The sequence below is a fragment of the Brevundimonas sp. DC300-4 genome, assembly GCF_049897365.1.
Classification (GTDB): domain Bacteria; phylum Pseudomonadota; class Alphaproteobacteria; order Caulobacterales; family Caulobacteraceae; genus Brevundimonas.
Window position 1 is genome coordinate 34,031 of record NZ_JAFCWC010000001.1, and the last position, 19,168, is coordinate 53,198.

Genomic DNA, 19,168 nt, shown 5'->3' on the forward strand with positions numbered 1-19,168 from the left:
CCATGCTGATCGCTCTCGCCCTGGCCGCCATCCTCGCGCCCGAGGATCCTGACGGCGTGGTGACCACGGCTCCGCGCGGAGCCGGCGCGGTGATGGTGGGGGCCGAGGCGCCGACCACCGACGCGCGGCCCGAGGCGGCCCAGGTGGTCGCCGTGGCCCCTCACAATCTGACCACGCGCGACCAGATCGACCGCTGGGTCGCCGCCCGTGCGCCCGAATCGGAGCCGTTCGCTGTGGCCTCGGGCCCGCAGGACGACCGCAAGATGCACGGCTTCGTCAGCGGCTCGATCGGGACGAACGATTATTCCTCCGTGTCGGTCGGCGTATCCCTGCCGATCGGCGAGAACGGCCGGCTGGACCTGGCCTACAGTCAGACGAAGAACGGCTATGGCTATCCGGGTTACGGCTACGGCGCCTACGGCTATCCGGGCGAATACGGCTATGGGGATGTTGGCTATGGCTATGGCTCGCGGATCCGGCCCTATGGCGTCTATGATTCGCTCTACGGCTCGCAGGGCCGTTCGCGGTCGATGTCGATCGGCTTCAGTTGGGATGAGGACAAGGGGCGGCGCGATCGGGCGCCCTCCCTGACCGCCGAGGACTGAGAGCCAACCGCCTGCACGCACGGCGTGGACTGAAAACCAAAAAGGCCCGGTCTCGCGACCGGGCCTTATCGTTTCGGAATGGTGCCGCCGGGGGGAATCGAACCCACGACCTCAGCCTTACCAAGGATGCGCTCTACCACTGAGCTACGGCGGCCTGTTCCGAGGAAGCGGCCGTATAGCCACTCAACTGCCGGGGGGGAAGCCCATTTTCCCTTGCCCCGAAACTTTTCCCGAGGCTGAGTGAAGTCATGACCAAGCCGCCCGAGTCCTCGACGCCGACGTCCGCCGATGCGACGCCGCCCGCGCTCCGGACGCCGGCAGAGATCGAACGGGCCGAACGCACGGTACGGCTCGCTAGGGCGCTGCGGGACAATCTGAGGCGACGCAAGGCAGTTCAGCCGAAGCGTGACAGGCCGGAGAACTAGGGTGGTTTCCCTCTCCCGCCGGCAGAGGGCGCGCGGTCCCTGGAGAATGGTCACGGTTGGTGACAGGCCCTTTCGCGACACGGGGCGACCGCGCTAGATAGCCGGCTCGCCGGGCCCTCCTTTTTCCCTGCGGACGTTCAGGGACGACATGGACAGCATCACGGTTCACGGCAACGGTCCGCTTCACGGCTCGATTCCGGTCAGCGGCGCCAAGAACTCGGCCATCAAGCTGATGGCGGCGTCGATCCTGACCGACCAGACACTGCTGCTGACAAACATGCCGCGGCTGGCGGACACGAAATTCCTCGGCCGGCTGCTGCAGCAGTTCGGCATCACAGTGACCGAGAACGGCTATGGCGCCGATCAGGAAACCCTGTTTGACGCCAGGGAAATCACGTCGAGCTTTGCGCCCTACGATCTGGTTCGCCAGATGCGGGCGTCGTTCAACGTCCTGGGCCCGCTGCTGGCGCGCACGGGGCATGCCAAGGTGTCCCTGCCGGGCGGCTGCACCATCGGGGCGCGGCCGGTCGACCTGCATATCGACGCCCTGACCCGTCTGGGGGCGCTGATCGAGCTGGACGAGGGCTATGTCTCCGCCACGGCGCCCAGGGGGCTGATCGGTGCCGAGATCGAGTTTCCGTTCGTCTCGGTCGGCGCGACCGAACACACGCTGATGGCGGCGACCTTGGCGCGGGGAACGACGGTCCTGAGGCGGGCGGCGCGGGAGCCGGAAATCGGCGACCTCGCCCGCTGTCTGGTGATGATGGGCGCGAAGATCGAGGGGATCGACACCGACACCCTGACGATCGAGGGCGTGACCTCGCTGAACGGCGGCGAATGGTCGGTCATTCCCGACCGGATCGAGATGGGCTCCTACGCCTGCGCCGCCGCTATGGCCGGGGGCGAGGTGCGGCTGACCCGGAGCCGGCCGGAGCTGATCACGGCCCTGACCGACCGGATGGTCGAGGCGGGCGTCGAGATCATCCCGACCGAGGACGGGGTGATCGTGAAGCGCGATCCGGCGCAGCGGCTAAAGGCCGTCAATGTGGCGACCGAGGTCTATCCGGGGTTCGCCACCGACCTGCAGGCCCAGTTCATGGCCCTGATGACCACGGCCGACGGTGTCAGCGTCATCCACGAGAACATTTTCGAGAACCGGTTCATGCACGCGCCCGAGCTGATGCGTCTGGGTGCCGAAATTTCGGTCCACGCGGGCGAAGCGCATGTCACGGGTGTCGAGAAACTAAAGGGTGCGCCGGTCATGGCGACGGACCTTAGAGCCTCCGTCAGCCTGGTCATCGCGGGTCTGGTCGCGGAAGGTGAAACCAATATCGGTCGGGTTTATCATCTGGATCGCGGGTTCGAGCGTTTGGAAGAGAAGCTCGGCGCATGCGGGGCGGACATCCGGCGGGTCAAAGGCCCGCCCGTGGAAGGACCGGGCGATGACCACTGAAGCCCTCGAATGGGACGCGCAGGAGGCGATCCGCACCCAGAGCGGCGGCGCCAATGAGCCCCTGCGGCTGCTGGCCGAGGACGGCGAGGACCTGGCGATCATTTCGGCGGCGCTGCAGGACGCGATCCTGAGGCCGGCCGACATCGTCTGGGAAAAGGGCGCGAGGCGGCTGACGATCGAGCTGAGCCGGTTCTGCTGGGAGTGCGGCGGGACGCGTGTGAGGGCCGCGATGCAGTTCGGCGACGTGCTCGCGGTCAAGAGCCGGGGCCTGCCGAGGCTGCCCGACGCGCCGCTTGAACTGCTGGCGATCCACTTCTTCGAGGGTGAGGCGCCGGGCGGTCGGGCCATTTTGATGTTCGCCGGCGGCGGGGACCTGAGGGTCGACGTCGAATGCCTGGACGCGGTGGTGACCGATCTTTCGGAACGCTGGCCCGCCCGGGTCGCCCCGACTCACCTGGACGCGCCCTCGGCAGGGATGGAGCCGTGAGCGATCATCGCCTGGCCTCCGTCGATCTGGACGAGGTGACCCTGCCGTCGGCGACGGCGGAGATCGAGCACGAGCGCCGCGTCGCCATCTTCGACCTGATCGAGAAGAACTCGTTCGAGCCCGAAGGGTCGGAAGGCGGACCCTATGGCCTGAAGCTGTCGCTGCAGGACAACCGGCTGGTCTTCGACATCACCGGGGTGGATTACACGCGGACCTATGCCCTGAGCCTGACGCCGCTGAAGAGCGTGCTGAAGGACTATCTGATGATCTGCGACAGCTATTACGAGGCGCTGCGCGGGTCGTCGGCCAGCCAGATCGAGGCCGTCGACATGGGCCGGCGGGGGCTGCACAACGAAGGCGCCGAACTGCTGAAAGCCCGGCTGGACGGCAAGGTCCAGATCGACCACGAGACGGCGCGACGGCTGTTTACGCTGGTGTGCGCGTTGTATCGGCGGGGTTGAACTCGACTAGCCGCCGGTTTTGGTGCATTAGCGCCGACTTCTTACGGCTCGCGCTTTCGTCCGGCGCGGGCCTTGATTCGTATTCAAGGGCGCGAGAGGCCGCATGGCTAAGGAAGAACTGCTCGAGTTTCCCGGTACGGTCAGCGAACTGTTGCCGAATGCCACGTTCCGCGTGACGCTCGAGAACGATCACGAAATCATCGCCCACACCGCCGGCAAGATGCGCAAGAACCGCATCCGCGTGCTGGCCGGGGACAAGGTCCTGGTCGAGATGACGCCCTATGACCTGACCAAGGGCCGCATCACCTATCGCTTCAAATAAGGACGGGGCTGCATGGCCCGTGCTGAACTGGTGCTGGCCTCGGCCAGCCCGCGCCGCATCGAATTGCTGGCGCTGATCGGGATCACCCCCGATCGTATCGATCCCGCTGACATCGACGAGACGCCGCTGAAGGACGAGACGCCTTCGCGGCTGGCCGTGCGGCTGGCCCGGACCAAGGCGCAGGCCGTCGCGGCGCGGGCGCCCGACGCCGTCGTCCTGGCCGCCGATACGGTGGTGGCCGTGGGGCGCCGGCTGCTGGAGAAACCCGCCGATGCGGTTGAGGCCGAGAAATTCCTGCGCCTGATGTCGGGACGGAATCACCGGGTCTTCACCGGGGTGGCTGTGGCCGCAGGCGAGACCGTAAGGCACCGGGTCGTGGACACGAGGGTAGCCATCAAGCGGCTGTCGGACTCCGAGATCGCGGACTACGTCGCCGGGGGCGACTGGAAGGGCAAGGCCGGGGGCTATGGTATCCAGGGGCCGGCGGCCGCCTTCGTGCTGAAGATCATCGGCAGTCATCCGGCGGTGATGGGCCTGCCCCTGCCGGAGACGGTCAACCTGCTGGCGGGCGCCGGCTGGCGCAGATGAGCGAGGTCGAGACCTTTCTGGACGACACGCCGGGCGAGGTCCGGGGCGTCGTGGCGCGGGACGGCCGGTTCGAACGCCTGCTTATCCAGCGAGAAGACGATCCGCCTCAGCATCGGCTGGGCGCGCGTAGCGTCGGGCGGGTAATCGAGGCCGATGCCGCCTTCCGCGCCGCATTCATCGACCTGGGATGCGAAGGCCCGTCCGGGTTCCTGCCGCTCGGCAAGGGCGAAGGCCTGAACGCCGGCGAAATTGTCGAGGTCGAGGTGACGGCGGAACGGCGCGAAGCCAAGGGGCCGGCGCTGAAGCGGCTCGGCGCGGGGGAGGGGGAGGGGAAACCCCGGCTGATTGCGCCCGGACCAGATGTCATCGAGCGGCTGCGCTGCGCTGCCACCGGGGTCGAGCCGATTCGGGGCGTGGCGGCGATCCAGGCCAGTTGGGACGCCGAGGAAGAGGCGCTGGGGTCGGGGGAGGTCTTCGCCGAATGGGCGCTGGACCTCGCGGTGCAGAGGATGCGGGCGCTGATCGCAGTGGACATAGACTATACACACCTGCCGGGACGCGATGCGCGCAAGGGGCGGGCGCAGGCCAATCGACAGGGTCTGAACCAGGCGGCGCGGATGATCCGGCTGAGCGGCTGGGGCGGGCTGGTCGCCGTCGATCTGGTGGGAACGACGCTGGATCCGGCGCAGGTCACGGAGATGGCGAAGACGGCCTTCGCCGGCGACGACGCGACGCTGGGGCCCCTGAGCCGGTTCGGCCTGCTGCAACTGGCCCTGCCGTGGCGGACGCGGCCGGTGGAAGAGATCTTGCTGGAAGCGGGCGGACGGCGGTCCGTCACCACGCGGGCGATCGATGTCGCGCGATCCCTGAGGCACGCCATGTTGTCCGACACCTCCACGCCGCGCTTCACCGCCCGATGCAGCCCGGACGAGGCCGCCGCAGCCGCGCCGTTGATCGCGCGGCTTGGACCCCGTGCGGCGCTGAAGGCGGACGCCGTCCTCGCGGCCGGGCGTTTCATGGTCGAGGAGGGCTGAACCAATGGCGACCTGTCCGATCTGCCGCAAGAATCCGGCCGCCGAGGCCTACAGGCCTTTCTGTTCGAAGCGCTGCGCCGACGTGGACCTGCAGCGCTGGCTGGTGGGGTCCTACGTCCTGCCGGACACGGGCGAGGGCGTCCCCGACGCCGATCCCGAAAACGAAGACTGATCTCCGCTCGATCCTGCTCTGGACACCCCGTTTCGGCTCGCCTATAGACCCGCCTCTCGCGTTTTGACGCGTGGCCTGGATAGCTCAGCTGGTAGAGCAATGGATTGAAAATCCATGTGTCGGTGGTTCGAACCCGCCTCCAGGCACCATCCTTCCCAAGCGGAAGAGCCGACCATTCCCAAACGTAAGGCTTCGATGCCGTTTCGGCATGGCGGGGTCGATTAACCTAACGCCGAAATGCAGCAGTGGTAAGACATTGCGGGGATTCGGCCCGGGGGCTCGCCCGCGGGGCGAAAAGCACCTCTGAAGCCTTGACGCTCTGTTATCGGTTCGCCAAAGGAGCTTGACCGCTTTCTTTGCGTGAGCGGCCGAACGCCCGCCGGGCCTCGTGCTCCAAGGCTTCGACCAACCCGCTGATGGTGCTCTCGAGCAACCGGATGCGACAGAAGGCGTTCCGCAGTTGGCCATCCGGCCGATCGGCGGGACACAACCGATTTCATAGAGGGCGGAGCGCCCCTGACGCGCTCCGATCCTGGGTTCCACGAGTCAGACCAAAAAAGCAGGAACTGGCGACACATGATTAAGACCAACACCCTTCTCGCCCTGGCCGGCGCCGCCGTCCTGATGGCGGGCTCGCCGGCTCTGGCGCAAGCCCCGGCAGCCCCTGACGCGACTGCGGCTCCTGCCGCCGCTGCTGCCGCTCCGGCCGCCGCCACCCCGGCCCCGGCCGCTCCCGTCGCTGAAGCCGATCCGGAATCGGTCGGCGATGCGGTCTCGGGCGGACACGGCGGCGACATCACGCCGATCTCCATGTTCATGGAAGCCGGCATCGTCGTTAAGATCGTCATGATCGGCCTGCTGCTGGCCTCGATCTTCTCCTGGACCCTGCTGCTCATCAAGCTGATCGAGTTCGGCGGTCTGAACCGCAAGACCGACCAGTTCCTGGAAGCCTTCCGCGGCGCCCGCACGATCGCTGACATGCGTCGGGTCGCCACCGCCGACGAGTTCGACGGCAACCCGCTGGCCGACATGGCCGCCGCGGCCACCGAAGAAATCGAACTGTCCCGTCAGGCGGGTCTGAATGTCCACGGCGACCACAGCGATTCGGCTCTGCTGCGCGCTCAACAAGCCGTTGCCGCCGTTCAGGCCGGCCTCGCCGCCCGCCTCTCGGGCGGTCAGCAGTTCCTCGCCTCGACCGGTTCGACCGGCCCGTTCGTGGGTCTGTTCGGCACCGTCTACGGCATCATGAACTCCTTCATCGGTATCGCCCAGTCGAACACGACCAACCTGGCCGTCGTCGCCCCGGGTATCGCCGAGGCCCTGCTCGCCACCGGTATCGGCCTGTTCGCCGCTATCCCGGCCGTTATCTTCTATAACTACTTCAACACCCGCATCTCGGCGTACGGCACGCGCTCGGACGGCTTCAACGCCGAACTGGTCAACGCCATCTCGCGTCAACTCGACAAGGGAGCGTAAGACGGATGGCCGCCAAACTTTCAGGCGGCGGCGGCGGCAAGTATAACGTCGAGCAGCAGAGCGACATCAACGTCACGCCATTCGTTGATATCATGCTGGTTCTCCTCATCATCTTCATGGTGGCGGCACCTCTCGCCACCGTGTCGGTCGAGGTGAAGCTGCCGACGGCCGTGGCCCCGCCGCAGGAGAATCCTCCCAAGCCGGTGTTCATCTCCATCCAGAACGATGGTGACGTCTTCATCGGCGACGGACGCAGCAGCCCCGAACAGCTTGGGGACGATCTGCGGCGCCTGATCCGCACGCGTAACCCGGAAGAAGAACGTATCTTCATCCGTGGCGACCAGCAGACCCGGTATGGCGACTTCATGCAGGTCATGAACGCCCTGCAGGACAACGGCTTCTACAGCGTCGCCCTGGTCGGCGAAGACAACTCGACGCCGCCGGGAGGTTGACGATGACAGACACACCCGTTGAGTATCATCGCAGCCGCTATGACGCCCCTCGCAAGAAGGGTTTCATGGGGGTCTCCCCTGGCGTTTGGCTGATCGCCTTGTCGACCGTTACGGTCCTCTTCGCGATCATGATCTTCTACTTGCAGAAGACCAAGTTCGAGCTGCGCATCCAGGAGTATTCGGACGACGCCGTGGACGTCGAGATCGTCGAACCGATCCCGCCGCCCCCGCCGCCCCCGCCGCCTCCGCCACCGCCGGACACCCCGCCGCCGCCCAAGCTGCAGGTCCGTCCGCCGGTGATCAACACCCTGGCGCCTCCGCCGCCGATCACGCTTCCGATCGAGCCGACGAAGAAGGAAGACCGGGTCGAGTATCGGGGTCCGCCCGTGATCGTCCCCGGACCTCCGCCGCCGCCGGCTCCGCCGGCTCCGGTTCGTCCGCCGGTGATCACGAACCCGAGCTGGGCCTCGCAGCCCCGCCCGAGCTATCCGGATCGTGCTCTCGAGCGCGGTCTGTCGGGCAGCGCCGATCTGAGCTGCACCGTCAACCCGAACGGCAGCGTCTCCGGATGCTCGATCGTCTCGGAAACGCCGTCGGGCGCCGGCTTCGGTCGCGCTGCTCTGGCTGCGGCCCGCAGTGCCCGTCTGTCGCCCCGTTCGGTCGATGGCGTGGCCACCGGGGGTACGGTTCGCTTCACCGTCAGGTTCAACCTGCCGGACTAGAACATGGCCCGGAAACGGACCAGCGAATGCGCCCCGAGGGAGACCTCGGGGCGTTTTTCGTTGCCGGATAGGCTAGAGGCGCCGAAGCGGTCTTGATCGTCGTCTCCCGCGACGCTAGACACGCGCCTCGCGTCGCCCCTCCCACGGTCCGATCTTCGATCGGCCGACATTCGGGGGGGCCGCTGCGCCGCCTTAGCTCAGTTGGTTAGAGCGCCGGTTTGTGGAACCGGAGGTCCTCAGTTCAAGCCTGAGAGGCGGTACCATTCTTTCTCAATGAAATCAGTTGCTTCCCCTTCTGGGGGCTTTGCCGATTCCATGTTGGGATGCTCTGGGGCCTCGCTGGGGCCTCGCTCCGGTCCATTCTGGGGCCTCGCAGTCACCCTTTTCCCACTGATTCTGGGGCCTTGGACGGGTTAGCTCGCAGCCGGGCCAGCCGTTCCATGACCTGCTTATAGCGCCGGGTCTGGGGCCAATCCTTGAGCCACCGTCCACGCGAGATCGCCACGCCGTAGGAATGCTGGCGGTAGGCCCACTCGTCCCAGCAATGGTTGGCGAGGTGGCGCTGGGCCGTGGCGGTCAGGGGCTGGCCCTCGACGCTCTGCCCCTCGACCCACGAGCCGTCCGCTTGCAGCCCCATCACACTGCCTCCTTCTGCCGGTGGAGCGCAGACCCTGCGCCTAGGCGCTTGGGCAGGCCTGCGAGGGCGTGACGGGTCAGGGCGACCCGTTCGGCCAGATTGAGCACAGTGAAGGCGTGCTGGTCGGCCGTCAGGGCAGCGGCGTCGATTGATCCCACGACTTCTGCGCGGGAGCCGCTGCGGACCAGAAGGAAGGCCGGGGCGGGCGTGCAGGCGAGGGGGCCGTCTGCGACTTGGCTCGCCGCTGCGCCCGCTTCTGGCAGGGGCAGGCCCTGAGCCGCTAGAGCGGCCAAAATGGACAGGCGCACCCCGTCCCGCTCGGACAAGAGGTGGGGCAGGCCCTTGGTCGCGGGAGCGTCGCTCTGGGGGTCAACGCGGAAGTGCTTGGCGGTGCGCCATGCCGTGGCCGTGGCGGTGTTTACGCCCAGCCGCTCTGCGACCTCGGAGAACAGGTATTGCGGGGTGGGGTCTAGGTGGTCTGTCATGGTCGCCTCATGTGATTGCATGGACCGACTAACGCCAGATTTGGCCGGGTGGAAACAACTATGATTGAGTGCCATGGATGACGGCGAGCTTTGCCGCTGTCGGTCGAACCAACGGCATTGCGCTTGAAAAGATCATCGACACAAGCGAGGTTTGAGTGCCGGTTCCCAGTTACGAAGTCCTGATGTTGCCGGTGCTGCGTTTGATCGCGGGCGGTGCGCAAAACGTGGCTGAATGCGTCCCGTCTATAAAAGCAGAGTTCGGCATTAGCGATGAAGAGGCTGAAGAGATAATTCCCAGCGGGGGCCTGACTGTCCTTCAGAGCCGAACGCACTGGGCCAGAACATACCTGTCAAAGGCGGGGCTGCTCGAGTCGCCCAAGAGGAACCACCACGTAATCACTGAAGCGGGCCGAAAGTTTCTGGCAACAAATCCGACCACCATATCCAATAAGACGCTGGACCAGTTTGAAGGCTTTAAGGATTGGCGCAGCCAGAGCGCGACTGGCGATGACGGCATAGCGACCAACGCCGTTTCACCCGTGATTGATGACAGCCAGACGCCGCAAGATGCGATGGAATCGGCCAATGCAATGCTCACGTCCGCCCTGCGGGATGAACTGCTAGGTCTCTTGCAGGAGATCACCCCGCAACGGTTCGAGCGGCTGATCCTCGATCTGCTCAGCGCGATGGGCTATGGGGGTGGCGACGTCGCCAACGGGCAGATGACCAAAGCCTCCGGTGACGGTGGGATCGACGGCATAGTCAACGAGGACGCGCTCGGTCTGGACGCGGTTTACATTCAAGCCAAAAAATATGCGCCTGAGAACAAGATCAGCCGCCCCGACATTCAAAAGTTCGTCGGTTCTCTGACCGGCGAGGGGGCGACCAAAGGCGTGTTTGTCACGACCTCAGATTTCTCAAAAGAGGCGAGGGAATATCTGAATAAAGTTCAGCATCGGATTGTTCTAATAAACGGGCAAATGTTGGCGCAGTTGATGATCCAGCATGGTGTGGGCGTGCGAGCGCGGACGACCTACATCGTCAGAAGTGTCGATGAGGACTACTTCTCCGACCTCTCGACAAAGCCCCTTTGAAGTCGCTCGTAAGCGCACTGGTTTGTGAGGGCCACCTTGCTAGCCACGGATGACTCGATTGCCTAAGTTGAACATTGGGTACTGGGGGCAACCATGACGGCCGAAAATGGCGATGATCTGCGGTCGGAGATGCGCGCAAACGCAAACGCCCATGCCGAGGCAAGCGTCTACACTTTGAATAACCCCTACCTGACTGCGTTCGAGAAGGCGCAGGTCGAAGCGATCTACCAGTTCCCAATCGGCGTGATGGGCTTCAGCTTCGGGGCTTTGGCGCTGTTTGGCGAGCAGTCGCTCTATTTCGCCTACCTCAACTCGTCTTTCCACGGCTTCCTCGCGTGGGTGGTTGCCCGCTACAAGCCGGGCAATCTCGTGCCGCCGCTAGGCTTCATCACTGGTGGATGGGTGATGACGATCATCAACTTGGCCCTCGCGGGCTACGCCCTGTATTTGGAACGTTGGGGAGTGGCAGCGTTTATGGGCTTGAGCGCCTTTGGGATCACTTCGGCAGTGATGCTGCCCTTGTGGCTCTGGCACCTCGACGAGCGAAGGTTGCCTGCTGGGCAGCGGATGCACGCCAAATATCTGATTGCCAAACGCAGGTGGGGAATGTCGTTCCCATTTGAGGCTCGCAGGCCTGTTTGAACAAGATGCGGCCCCCAGCACCAGCGCCAACTTAGCTGGGGGCCGACTTACGCGACGGTCGAAAGGCAAAGCCCCGCCGCGATCTTTGACGGGGTTAAGCCCCGATCTGGAGGAAGCGAACCGCATTGGGGTCTTGGAGACCGCCCCCGACGCGCTTTGTGGTGTAGAACTGGGTGTAGGGCTTATTCGTATAGGGGTCTCTCAGCACTCGGATGCCCGCTCGATCGTTAATTACGTAAGCCCGGCGGAAGTTGCCGAACGCGATGGGCAGAGCCCCGGCACCGATGGCTGGCATGGTGTCGTCGATGACGACCTCGTAGCCCAGCAGGGTTGCCGGCTGACCTGAGACATAAGTTTCACGCCACAGATAGTTGCCGTCGCCGTCTTTCATCTTGGCGATGACCGCCGCTGTGGTCGACGCCATCAACCACTTAGCCCCGGTGCGGTAGCGGAGGGGGTGGCCGTAGATGAAGTCGATCAGGCTGTCCGGCGTGCCGAGTGCCGCGGCCGCGCCGCTCGGAACAACGGCGATGGCACCACCGGGGTGGGTCGCCGCATTGATGCCACCGGCTGCATAGGTCAGGAGCCCGGTTGGCTTGTTGATGCCGTCGCCGTTGATGAAAGCCAGACCTTCTTGTCGGGCGAACTCGTCTGCAACCTGATCTGCCAGCCACTGCTCGATGGGGAAGTCGGCGTCATCCAACAGCTGGCCCGTGATGGCGGGGTTTGAGTAAATTTCCCCGTGGGTGAAGTTGACCGGCAAGAGTGTCGGCGTCGTGGTTTGGGGACGGACGGCGGTCTCACCCACCCATGCTGAGCCGGGGGCATCAGGGCCGCGCCACAAGGTCGAGTAGCCCCGAACAGTGGTCTGGACGACGGTGGCGAGCTGACGCATCGGACTGAGAGGCGTGAGGGTCTGACCGATGCGGCGGTCCCATTCGACGGGAGCCGTGTAGCCGCCGCTGTTGTCGTTGCCGACGGACATTGCAGCTTGGATTTGACCCCGGCGACCGGTGGCGTTGGCTGCTTTGACCTGGTCCTCGCCGGCACCCGTCCGCATCCAGCCCGCGTAGAGGCCGGTATATTCAGGGTCCGGGGCGATGGCCGGGCGACCGCCGCCGTTCATGTCCCCAGCGGCGGATCGGACGTTCATGTCGCTGAGACCGGCTTCCAGACCGTCGATGCGGGCGTTGAGGCGGGTGCTGTGATCGACGAACGAGGCGTTCAACTGCCGGATCATGTCGGCAGGGGTGGCGTTGGCGCGGGGCGAACCCATTAGGGCGCGGGGCGCGGTGGCGAAATTGAGAGCGGACTTCATCTTCTTCTCCAGAAAGAGGGCGACCGGGCCTTGGCGTTTCTGATCAGAGACCGGGCGTGGGAGCGGGAGACGTGCGGGCAGAGCTGGATCTCGCAGTCGCGGAGGGTCGCGGCGGTCGTCAGCGCGGCGAGAACCGGGCATGAGCGGCGCAGCATTGTTCCCTCTGAGACGGTGAGCCGATCTTGGTCACGTCGAGCGGGCGGCGTCGCAGAGTCCGTCATGCGACAGGGGCGGCCAGAGTCCGTCATGGACACCCTTGTTCCGGGGGTGAGTCTCGTTCTGCCGGACATCGGGATCAACAACTTCCGTGGCTGGGCGGCGCTTTAGCCGTGTCTATGTCGTCGGCCAGATCGCGCAGGGCGTTGGCGGTGACGGCGGGGGTGTCGCGGGCGGCAGCGACGGTCAGGCCGGCAGCCGTGAAGGCTTGGGCCAGCGGCTCGATCGGCAGGCCTTTGGCGGTCCAGTTCTTGAGGCACATGGCCGTGAAACGGATGGCGAGCTCGGTGTGGTCGGTCATGTGCGCTCCTTGAAGCGGAACCTCGCGCCGGGCCGGGCGTGGGCTATGCCGGAAAGGCGTCTGCGTTCTCCGACGGTCAGCAGGTCGTAGCGGTCCAGAAACTGGAGGTCGGTCTCGCCGGGCAGGCGGTCCTTGGGGGCGTCGTATTTGAAGAACACGGCAGGGCGCTCGCCGGGCCGGTCCCGGCTCCATTCGCGCAAGATTTCGTAGCGGTGGGTCTGCCAAAGCTCCTCAGTGATTGGTGATCCGTCCTGGCATTGATCGGCTTCCAGCGAGGCGAAGACGTGCCGCAGAGTGGGGCAGCGCCGCCGCCAGTCGTCGGGACCTATGTTTCCGGTGAGGTAGTCCCACTCGAAAGGCGTCAGGGGTCGTATTGCCCGGTTGAAGGTGGACCTCTCCCTGCTAATCATCATCGTCCTCGGGGCCGGGGAAGGTGTCGCGGCTGACGAACTTGTTGAACTTGGGTTCTGACGGGGCCTTGATCGACTGACGGGCGAGTGGGTCCAGACCCAGCCGTGACCCCAGCGAAACCATCTTCATGGCCGTTTCCATCTGGACGCGGACCAGTGGGTTCAGCGCGGGCTCGCCGTTGCGGTTCGTGACCGTGATCGACGGCGCGGCGTTCAGGGCGATGGTGGCCCGGTCGTGGAGGGCGACGATCTCGCAGTAGGCCATGAGCAGGTCGCTGTCGCAGCAGTTCCAGACGCCAGCGGGCATGTATTTCACGAGCCGGTCCCAGATGGCGCGGGTCTCGGCCCGGAGGGTCCGGGTGGGCGTCGGTGGCCCGCCGATTTTGAGTGCGTCGTCCTTGATCGCTCGCTTGCCGGGGTTGCCCTCAATCAGGCGGAGGGCAACGGGTTTGGGGGGTCTGCCTCTAGTTCCCATGGGATAGTTCTCCAAATGATGCGGAAATCGCGGGCGTGTTTTCTTTTGGCCCGCGCCGGACCGAGAGCTGGGTCCCTGAAACTTTCAATGCGGGGGAGGGGGTCGCGGCGGCTGCGGCGCTTGCGGCGGCTGAATGCTCTTTGACGTGCAGGCTACGGGACAAAGGCAGGAGAGGGCGCGACGGGCTACAGCCCATAAACGGATCAAGCGCCGCAGCCGCCGCAGCCGCCGCAGCCGCCGCAGAATGAGCGAGGCTGTTCACCCGACCCATCAGAACGACCCTCCAGAACCATGGCCCATGGCCCGTTGAGCAGCTCGCTTCGCGTCGGGTTTGAGGGCGATGCCTTCCCAGCATCGATCGCCGCGCCCGCGCTTGGTGGGGACGAGGCCATGGCGCTTCATCGCGTCACCGAAGGTGCGGGTGTTCGGCGCAGCGCCCCCAGTGTCATCGCTGAAGGCTACCCACGAAGCGAACAGCACCTTCGACAGCTCGAACGTCTGGGCCCGAGCGCCACGCTCGCGGGTCGGCTCCAGCTCGCACTCGTCCTCCAGCCATTGGCTGAACACGTCCTGATCCGCGAAGTAGGATTCTGTGGCCGCGACCACGCCAGCAGGCGGGCTCAGGCCGACCTGCTGCCACTCTAAACAGCCCTCGATGGCCCACCGCAGTATGCCCGGCCATTCCGCTTCCAGCTTGTCGCGGAGATACGGGTCTTTGCGGTTGTCAGGCGGCGTGTAGGCGAAGGGGATAAAGTTGAAGCGGCGCTTGATCGCGGCATCCACGGTGTTCAGCACCGGGGCCACGTTCCCCATGATCAGGAGCTTGAAGACGGGCGAGAACGAGAAGAAGTCCTGGCGCATGAAGCGGGCCTTGATGGCGTCGCCACCCGTGACCTGTTTGATCCGCGCCTCGGCCCACTGTTGCCCCTCTTCAGTCTCTGAAGCGGTGACCAGCCTCGCGCCATTCAGGTCCGCCAACTCAGTCGGGTGGGACTCAAATTTCTTGGCCGTGAACGAGCTCATGGGGGCCGGGGTGGCGTAGTCACCCATCAGACCCTGAAGCGTCTCGACGAATGTGGACTTGCCGTTCTTGCCCGGCCCATGGGCGAAGAACAGCGCGTGTTCCCGCGTCTCGCCGGTCAGCATGTAGCCAGCCATACGGCGCAGGAACGCGACCATCTCTGCGTCGTCGCACATCGCCTCATTCAGGAACTGATGCCACCGGGGGCAGTCGGCCTTTTCGGCAGGGGCAACCGTTGTGGCGCGGGTGATGAAGTCGTCCGGGTTGGCGTCATGCAGCAGACCGGTGCGGAGATCGACAGTGCCGCCCGGCGTGCCCAGCATCATGGGGTCGGGGTTCATCTGTGCAGCGGTCAGAGCCAGCGCCGGGTCAGCCGCAGCAAAGGCCAGCACAGCCCTAGCGAACGAAACACTGCGGTAACGCGCACCGTCAGCGCCCATATCGGCGGCCAAATCTCGATTGTGGTGACGGGCCAGGTCGAGGGACTGGTTCATGTCCTCCGCCCGCCAGCGGTGGCCGTCCCAGAGGTGCGGCCCGATCGGGTGCACGAAACGGATGCGCTCAGACATCTGCCGCGCAAAGATCTCGGCTGCCTCGTCCTCAGTGATCTGGACATCGTCATCACCGCGCCCGCGTCGGCGCTGCTGCGGCTGGCGATCATTGGCGGGAGTCTGCGGCCCCGGCACCCAGACAGGGGCGGCCAGCGCCCGAGCGGCCAAGGCGTCGGCGTCGTGGTCCGGATCAGCAGCGAGCCAGTCAGACACATCGGCCTTCGGCGCTAGCTCGGGGAACCCGACAACTCGGATTTCGGCCGCAATGCCGCTGAGGCTATGGGCGACCCGCTCCCCATGGTCTCGACCAATCTGATCGTTGTCGGTCAGGATGCAGACGCGGCGACCGGCGAAGTGAGGGGCAAGCTCGGCAGTCCATTTGCCGGGGCTAGCGCCTTCTGAGTTCGTGGTGGCGATCAGGCCCAGCGCGGCAACATTGTCCGCGTCTTTCTCACCTTCGGTCACATAGACAACGGCGTCCTGCGGAGCGGCCAGCAACTCGGGCAGTCGGTAGGGGACCTTCGGGCCTGATGGTTTACGCTTCTCCCATTTCTCGCCGGTCCAATAATTTTGCCAGATGGCTTTGCTCGGCCATTTGGTGACGCGCAGATACGGCTCGCCGTCTGCGGTTTCATAGACATAGACGCCCGGCTCTGGGAGGCTCAGTTGCTCGCGGACCCACGCCCGAACCTCGTCCTCGTCGTCACCATCAGAATGGCACTTGAGCCGGAAGCCCTCGGGGTGATCTTCGGTCAGCAGAATGCCTGCTGAAGCGTCCATTGACGAATGGCCGGGGGAGGAAAAGTTGATCCACCCCTGTGCCGACTCCTTGCCCCCCAAGGCCACAGCGACGTCCCTCGGGCTGAGGCTGGCCGCCGTGAGGACGGCAGAGCTGGGCTGGCCGGTCGAGCGCCCATGGTCAGCGCGACGAAACTCGGGGTGCCGCTGCTCCATGAAGCGGTCCATGCCACTCATCACACACCTGTTCGGTTGAAGGGCGGGCGGGAGCGGACAGACACGCGGACCAGTTCAATGCCGAGGTGGAGGGTCCACGCCAGCAGGGCGACCAGCGCCAGGATCAGAAGCAGGCGCTCCATCTATGCGTCCGCCTCGTCCGAGCGCCACGCGTCAGCGACTGCGCGGGCGTTGATCCACGCGTTCACTTCGGACTCAACCCAAGCCACGCTCTTGCCGAACTGTTTGCGCGGGGGCGGGAACTGCCCGTCCTTGGCTTTGCGCCAGAGGGTGATCTTGGAAATGCCGACGCGCTCACAAACAACATCGGCCTTGATCAGGCGGATGATCGGCTCGGCAGCATCGACGGCTTGCACATCGGCTTTCATCGTCGTCTCCATCTTGTTTCCTGATCGGTTCAGGAAGCTTGTGAAGACGTTCTCGGTGATTTCGGGATCTGAAACCCCGGCCTATAAATACAAAGAGGCCAATTCAAGAAAAAAAGACCCGGCTGGTGAGGCCGGGTCTTCATTTATATTTTCAGCATTAGTTCGTTGCCAGAGATGGAATTGTGCCAGTGGTAGGAAATTCTGCCATCACCAGTCGAGACCTCAGCATCTGGCCCAAAAGTAGCAATCTCTCTGATCAGAGCGCGGAACAAGTAGTCCTCTCTTTTCTCAAAGCCTTCGATATCAGCCGGGATTTTCGTGCGTGCCTTGGGGGTCATTGTGCGGTCCTCGTGTTCGAGTCGCCGTCAGCAGCGACAACCCCTCAAAACCATAGGCCCAATGCCATTTCCCCGGCCTGTTATTCGGGGATCAGCTTTTCTGGGCGGCGGCCATTGGTCTTGGCGCGGTGAGTCAGAATGTCATCGACTGATACGTCCAACTTGCCCTTGCCCTTGACCCCATCATGGTCCCAGCGAGCGGCGGCAATCTCTTCGGCGGTGACCTGGCCCTCGGTCGTGTGCCGGTTCTTCCGGCCATAGGCCTGCTGCCAGAGCTGCCGAATGCGGTCCACGTCGTGAGAGGCAACGGCAAGATAGGTCAGGCGGCCAAGGGATTTGGGATCGACGGACGGTCTGCCCCGGCCCCTCTTCACCGGCACAACCGGCCCCGGCCCCGGCACGGTGACTGCAAGGTCAGCGAACAGGGTGCCGTCGTCAGCCGCACCGACACGGGCTAAGTCCAGCCGGTCAAGCTGGGCCAAAACCCACGCGGTCATGACGGCGGGTGGGGCGTCCCACGGAGGCGGGGGAGGGTCAGCCATGCGCCGCCTCCCTCAGACTGTGGACGTTATCGGGCCGGGGACGCTCGCCTACGATCTCCAGCAGGAGCGCGGCCCATGCGTCCAGCGCGCGGCGCTTCTCCGCGACATAAGTATTGGTGTCATAGACCGACATGGACACCATCGCCCCGCCGCCAGCGTCAGTGTGGTTCAGCACCCGCGACCGGATCATGGGCGAAATGCTCAGGCGCTCCGACGTCATGAGGGTGGCCCCTGTGCGGCGCAGGTCGTGGACAGTGGGCATATTCTCGCCCGTCATGCCGATCAGGGGCCGCACATCCCGGTAAGCATGGCTGACGGAGTTGCTGAGAATGGCCTTGGTGCGACCGCCCGACCGGCTGGCGAAGATCGGCACGTCCTTAGCGCCGGTGTCACCGATCAAAGTCAGGGCCTCTTCGATCAGGGTCACGGCGCGGGGCGACAGGGGCACGAGGTGCGGCTTGCCGTTCTTGGTGCGCTCGCTCGGAAGGAGCCAAGTCCGCTGGGCCAGGTCGATCTCTGACCGCATCATGCCCGCCACCTCCCCGCGTCTCTGGAGCGTGAGGGCGACCAGCTGGAGGGCAATCGCCACCGACCGCGTGACACCGGCCTCCGCCAGCGTGCCGGGGTCTTCCAGCCCTGTCCAAAGGGCCTTCAACTCGTCGTCGGTCCACGTCCGGGCTCTGGGCTTCTCGATGGCGGGCGGGTCGATGTGGAGTGCCGGGTTCAGCACGACCTTGCCGACGTCCTCCTTGAGCGCAAAGTTATAGACCTGACGGATCACGGCGTGGGTCCGGTTGGCCTGAGAGGTGATGCCCTTGGCGGTCATCTTGCGGAGGAGGGTCTTCACGTGGGCCTTGGTCACGTCCTCCGGCCGCATACCGCCGATGGCGGGCCGCACGTTCCGGCGCAGGATATTCTTCTCATCGTCCAAGGTGCGGGGACGCTTCACCTTCTTCATGGGCTTCCACTCGCCGCTGGCGCAGGCCGCCAGATAGGTGTCGGCCAGATCGTCAAAGGTCTTAATGGGGTCGGCCTTGCGTTCGGCCTGTTCACGCAGCTTGTCGGCAGCCGGGTCGCCGCCGTCCTCGACCGCTCCGGCTAGCAGTCGGGCCTTGGCGCGGGCCTTTTCCAGCGACGTGTTCGGGAAGGTGCCCAGCGCCAGCCGGGTCTGCTTCTCGTTGGCCCTGTAGCGGAAGACCCAGGACTTGGTGCCCTTGGGGGTGATCCGCAGGGCAAGGCCGGTGACGAGGGCGTCGTAAAGCTCGATGCGTTTTCCGGGCTCGCCTTTGGCGCTCGCGCAGTTCCGGTCGGTCAATTTCATCACGGGCATAGGGGGTCTCCACGGCCTCAAAAACAATCTGGGGCCTCGCTGGGGCCTCGGGCAACGAAAGATCAGGTGATTTCCTGATGTTTCTCGTCGCAACTACCTTCGCTCGTAAATGCCCGCAAACAAACAGTTTTCTTCGGGAAAACCAAGCGGGGACTGGGTTTTGGGGAGTGGCTGAAAACCCTTTGTGGAACCGGAGGTCCTCAGTTCAAGCCTGAGAGGCGGTACCATTCCTTCACAGCATCGATGGGTTCGGAACGCGGACCTGCAG

The 19,168-nt window shown here is 64.9% G+C and carries 25 protein-coding genes and 3 tRNA genes; 16 read left to right on the forward strand and 12 right to left on the reverse strand.

The features are described from left to right. Positions 1-2 precede the first annotated feature (2 nt). Positions 3-605, forward strand: a complete 603-nt coding sequence (locus tag ACP7AZ_RS00170) for a hypothetical protein (protein WP_426034925.1) — start codon at positions 3-5, stop codon at positions 603-605. Between the two features lie 79 nt (positions 606-684). Here ACP7AZ_RS00170 and ACP7AZ_RS00175 read toward each other — a convergent pair. Further along, a tRNA-Thr gene (locus ACP7AZ_RS00175) sits at positions 685-759 on the reverse strand. 94 nt (positions 760-853) lie between these two features. Here ACP7AZ_RS00175 and ACP7AZ_RS00180 point away from each other — a divergent pair. From ACP7AZ_RS00180 to ACP7AZ_RS00240, 13 genes are all read left to right on the forward strand, one after another. Beyond that, positions 854-1,030, forward strand: coding sequence for a hypothetical protein (locus tag ACP7AZ_RS00180; protein ID WP_426034927.1), 177 nt, complete (start codon positions 854-856; stop codon positions 1,028-1,030). 148 nt (positions 1,031-1,178) lie between these two features. Beyond that, positions 1,179-2,483: a UDP-N-acetylglucosamine 1-carboxyvinyltransferase gene (gene murA, locus ACP7AZ_RS00185; RefSeq protein WP_426034929.1), complete on the forward strand. Its 1,305-nt coding sequence runs from the start codon at positions 1,179-1,181 to the stop codon at positions 2,481-2,483. Beyond that, positions 2,473-2,970 (forward strand): DUF2948 family protein, encoded by a 498-nt coding sequence (locus tag ACP7AZ_RS00190; protein ID WP_426034931.1) that lies wholly within the window; start codon positions 2,473-2,475, stop codon positions 2,968-2,970. Before murA ends, ACP7AZ_RS00190 begins: the two co-directional genes overlap by 11 nt. Beyond that, on the forward strand, positions 2,967-3,431 hold the full coding sequence (locus ACP7AZ_RS00195) for a UPF0262 family protein (protein ID WP_426034933.1): 465 nt from the start codon (positions 2,967-2,969) through the stop codon (positions 3,429-3,431). The genes ACP7AZ_RS00190 and ACP7AZ_RS00195 overlap by 4 nt, the downstream gene beginning before the upstream one ends. 103 nt (positions 3,432-3,534) lie before the next feature. After that, the gene (gene infA, locus ACP7AZ_RS00200) at positions 3,535-3,753 is read left to right on the forward strand and encodes a translation initiation factor IF-1 (RefSeq protein WP_008261544.1); all 219 of its coding nucleotides are present in this window, start codon (positions 3,535-3,537) and stop codon (positions 3,751-3,753) included. Between the two features lie 12 nt (positions 3,754-3,765). Beyond that, complete coding sequence (locus ACP7AZ_RS00205; RefSeq protein ID WP_426034935.1) at positions 3,766-4,341, forward strand: Maf family protein; 576 nt, start codon at positions 3,766-3,768, stop codon at positions 4,339-4,341. After that, on the forward strand, positions 4,338-5,375 hold the full coding sequence (locus ACP7AZ_RS00210; RefSeq protein WP_426034937.1) for a ribonuclease E/G: 1,038 nt from the start codon (positions 4,338-4,340) through the stop codon (positions 5,373-5,375). Before ACP7AZ_RS00205 ends, ACP7AZ_RS00210 begins: the two co-directional genes overlap by 4 nt. A gap of 4 nt (positions 5,376-5,379) precedes the next feature. Next, on the forward strand, positions 5,380-5,547 hold the full coding sequence (locus ACP7AZ_RS00215) for a DNA gyrase inhibitor YacG (protein ID WP_303697036.1): 168 nt from the start codon (positions 5,380-5,382) through the stop codon (positions 5,545-5,547). A 73-nt stretch (positions 5,548-5,620) separates the two neighbouring features. Beyond that, positions 5,621-5,696: transfer RNA gene (locus ACP7AZ_RS00220), tRNA-Phe, on the forward strand. 427 nt (positions 5,697-6,123) lie between these two features. Beyond that, positions 6,124-7,023: a tonB-system energizer ExbB gene (gene exbB, locus ACP7AZ_RS00225; protein WP_426034939.1), complete on the forward strand. Its 900-nt coding sequence runs from the start codon at positions 6,124-6,126 to the stop codon at positions 7,021-7,023. A gap of 5 nt (positions 7,024-7,028) precedes the next feature. Beyond that, positions 7,029-7,475: a biopolymer transporter ExbD gene (locus tag ACP7AZ_RS00230; RefSeq protein ID WP_426034941.1), complete on the forward strand. Its 447-nt coding sequence runs from the start codon at positions 7,029-7,031 to the stop codon at positions 7,473-7,475. A 2-nt stretch (positions 7,476-7,477) separates the two neighbouring features. Further along, the gene (locus ACP7AZ_RS00235; protein WP_426034943.1) at positions 7,478-8,197 is read left to right on the forward strand and encodes a TonB family protein; all 720 of its coding nucleotides are present in this window, start codon (positions 7,478-7,480) and stop codon (positions 8,195-8,197) included. A 186-nt stretch (positions 8,198-8,383) separates the two neighbouring features. After that, a tRNA-His gene (locus ACP7AZ_RS00240) sits at positions 8,384-8,460 on the forward strand. A gap of 113 nt (positions 8,461-8,573) precedes the next feature. Here the strand turns inward: ACP7AZ_RS00240 and ACP7AZ_RS00245 are convergent. After that, entirely contained in the window at positions 8,574-8,834 is a 261-nt protein-coding gene (locus ACP7AZ_RS00245) for a hypothetical protein (RefSeq protein ID WP_426034945.1), read from the reverse strand. Then, entirely contained in the window at positions 8,834-9,319 is a 486-nt protein-coding gene (locus tag ACP7AZ_RS00250; protein ID WP_426034947.1) for a hypothetical protein, read from the reverse strand. Before ACP7AZ_RS00250 ends, ACP7AZ_RS00245 begins: the two co-directional genes overlap by 1 nt. Positions 9,320-9,501: 182 nt before the next feature. Between ACP7AZ_RS00250 and ACP7AZ_RS00255 the strand changes: the two genes are divergently transcribed. Both ACP7AZ_RS00255 and ACP7AZ_RS00260 read left to right on the forward strand, forming a co-directional pair. Beyond that, positions 9,502-10,413: a restriction endonuclease gene (locus ACP7AZ_RS00255; protein WP_426034949.1), complete on the forward strand. Its 912-nt coding sequence runs from the start codon at positions 9,502-9,504 to the stop codon at positions 10,411-10,413. A gap of 93 nt (positions 10,414-10,506) precedes the next feature. Next, entirely contained in the window at positions 10,507-11,055 is a 549-nt protein-coding gene (locus ACP7AZ_RS00260) for a hypothetical protein (protein ID WP_426034951.1), read from the forward strand. A 94-nt stretch (positions 11,056-11,149) separates the two neighbouring features. Here ACP7AZ_RS00260 and ACP7AZ_RS00265 read toward each other — a convergent pair whose 3' ends face one another. The 9 genes from ACP7AZ_RS00265 to ACP7AZ_RS00305 form a co-directional block, all read right to left on the reverse strand. Beyond that, positions 11,150-12,373 carry a phage major capsid protein gene (locus ACP7AZ_RS00265; protein ID WP_426034953.1) on the reverse strand — a complete coding sequence of 408 codons (1,224 nt, stop codon included), beginning with the start codon at positions 12,371-12,373 and terminating at the stop codon, positions 11,150-11,152. 295 nt (positions 12,374-12,668) lie between these two features. Beyond that, positions 12,669-12,890: a hypothetical protein gene (locus ACP7AZ_RS00270; RefSeq protein ID WP_426034955.1), complete on the reverse strand. Its 222-nt coding sequence runs from the start codon at positions 12,888-12,890 to the stop codon at positions 12,669-12,671. Then, the gene (locus tag ACP7AZ_RS00275; protein WP_426034957.1) at positions 12,887-13,300 is read right to left on the reverse strand and encodes a hypothetical protein; all 414 of its coding nucleotides are present in this window, start codon (positions 13,298-13,300) and stop codon (positions 12,887-12,889) included. The genes ACP7AZ_RS00270 and ACP7AZ_RS00275 overlap by 4 nt, the downstream gene beginning before the upstream one ends. Beyond that, entirely contained in the window at positions 13,293-13,775 is a 483-nt protein-coding gene (locus ACP7AZ_RS00280) for a phage terminase small subunit P27 family (RefSeq protein WP_426034959.1), read from the reverse strand. Before ACP7AZ_RS00280 ends, ACP7AZ_RS00275 begins: the two co-directional genes overlap by 8 nt. 270 nt (positions 13,776-14,045) lie before the next feature. After that, positions 14,046-16,313, reverse strand: coding sequence for a phage/plasmid primase, P4 family (locus ACP7AZ_RS00285; protein ID WP_426034961.1), 2,268 nt, complete (start codon positions 16,311-16,313; stop codon positions 14,046-14,048). Positions 16,314-16,321: 8 nt separating this feature from the next. After that, the gene (locus ACP7AZ_RS00290; RefSeq protein WP_426034963.1) at positions 16,322-16,444 is read right to left on the reverse strand and encodes a hypothetical protein; all 123 of its coding nucleotides are present in this window, start codon (positions 16,442-16,444) and stop codon (positions 16,322-16,324) included. Then, entirely contained in the window at positions 16,445-16,702 is a 258-nt protein-coding gene (locus ACP7AZ_RS00295; protein WP_426034965.1) for a helix-turn-helix transcriptional regulator, read from the reverse strand. Between the two features lie 406 nt (positions 16,703-17,108). Continuing rightward, positions 17,109-17,525, reverse strand: coding sequence for a hypothetical protein (locus tag ACP7AZ_RS00300; RefSeq protein ID WP_426034967.1), 417 nt, complete (start codon positions 17,523-17,525; stop codon positions 17,109-17,111). Between the two features lie 37 nt (positions 17,526-17,562). Beyond that, positions 17,563-18,900 carry a tyrosine-type recombinase/integrase gene (locus ACP7AZ_RS00305; RefSeq protein ID WP_426034969.1) on the reverse strand — a complete coding sequence of 446 codons (1,338 nt, stop codon included), beginning with the start codon at positions 18,898-18,900 and terminating at the stop codon, positions 17,563-17,565. Positions 18,901-19,168: the final 268 nt, after the last annotated feature.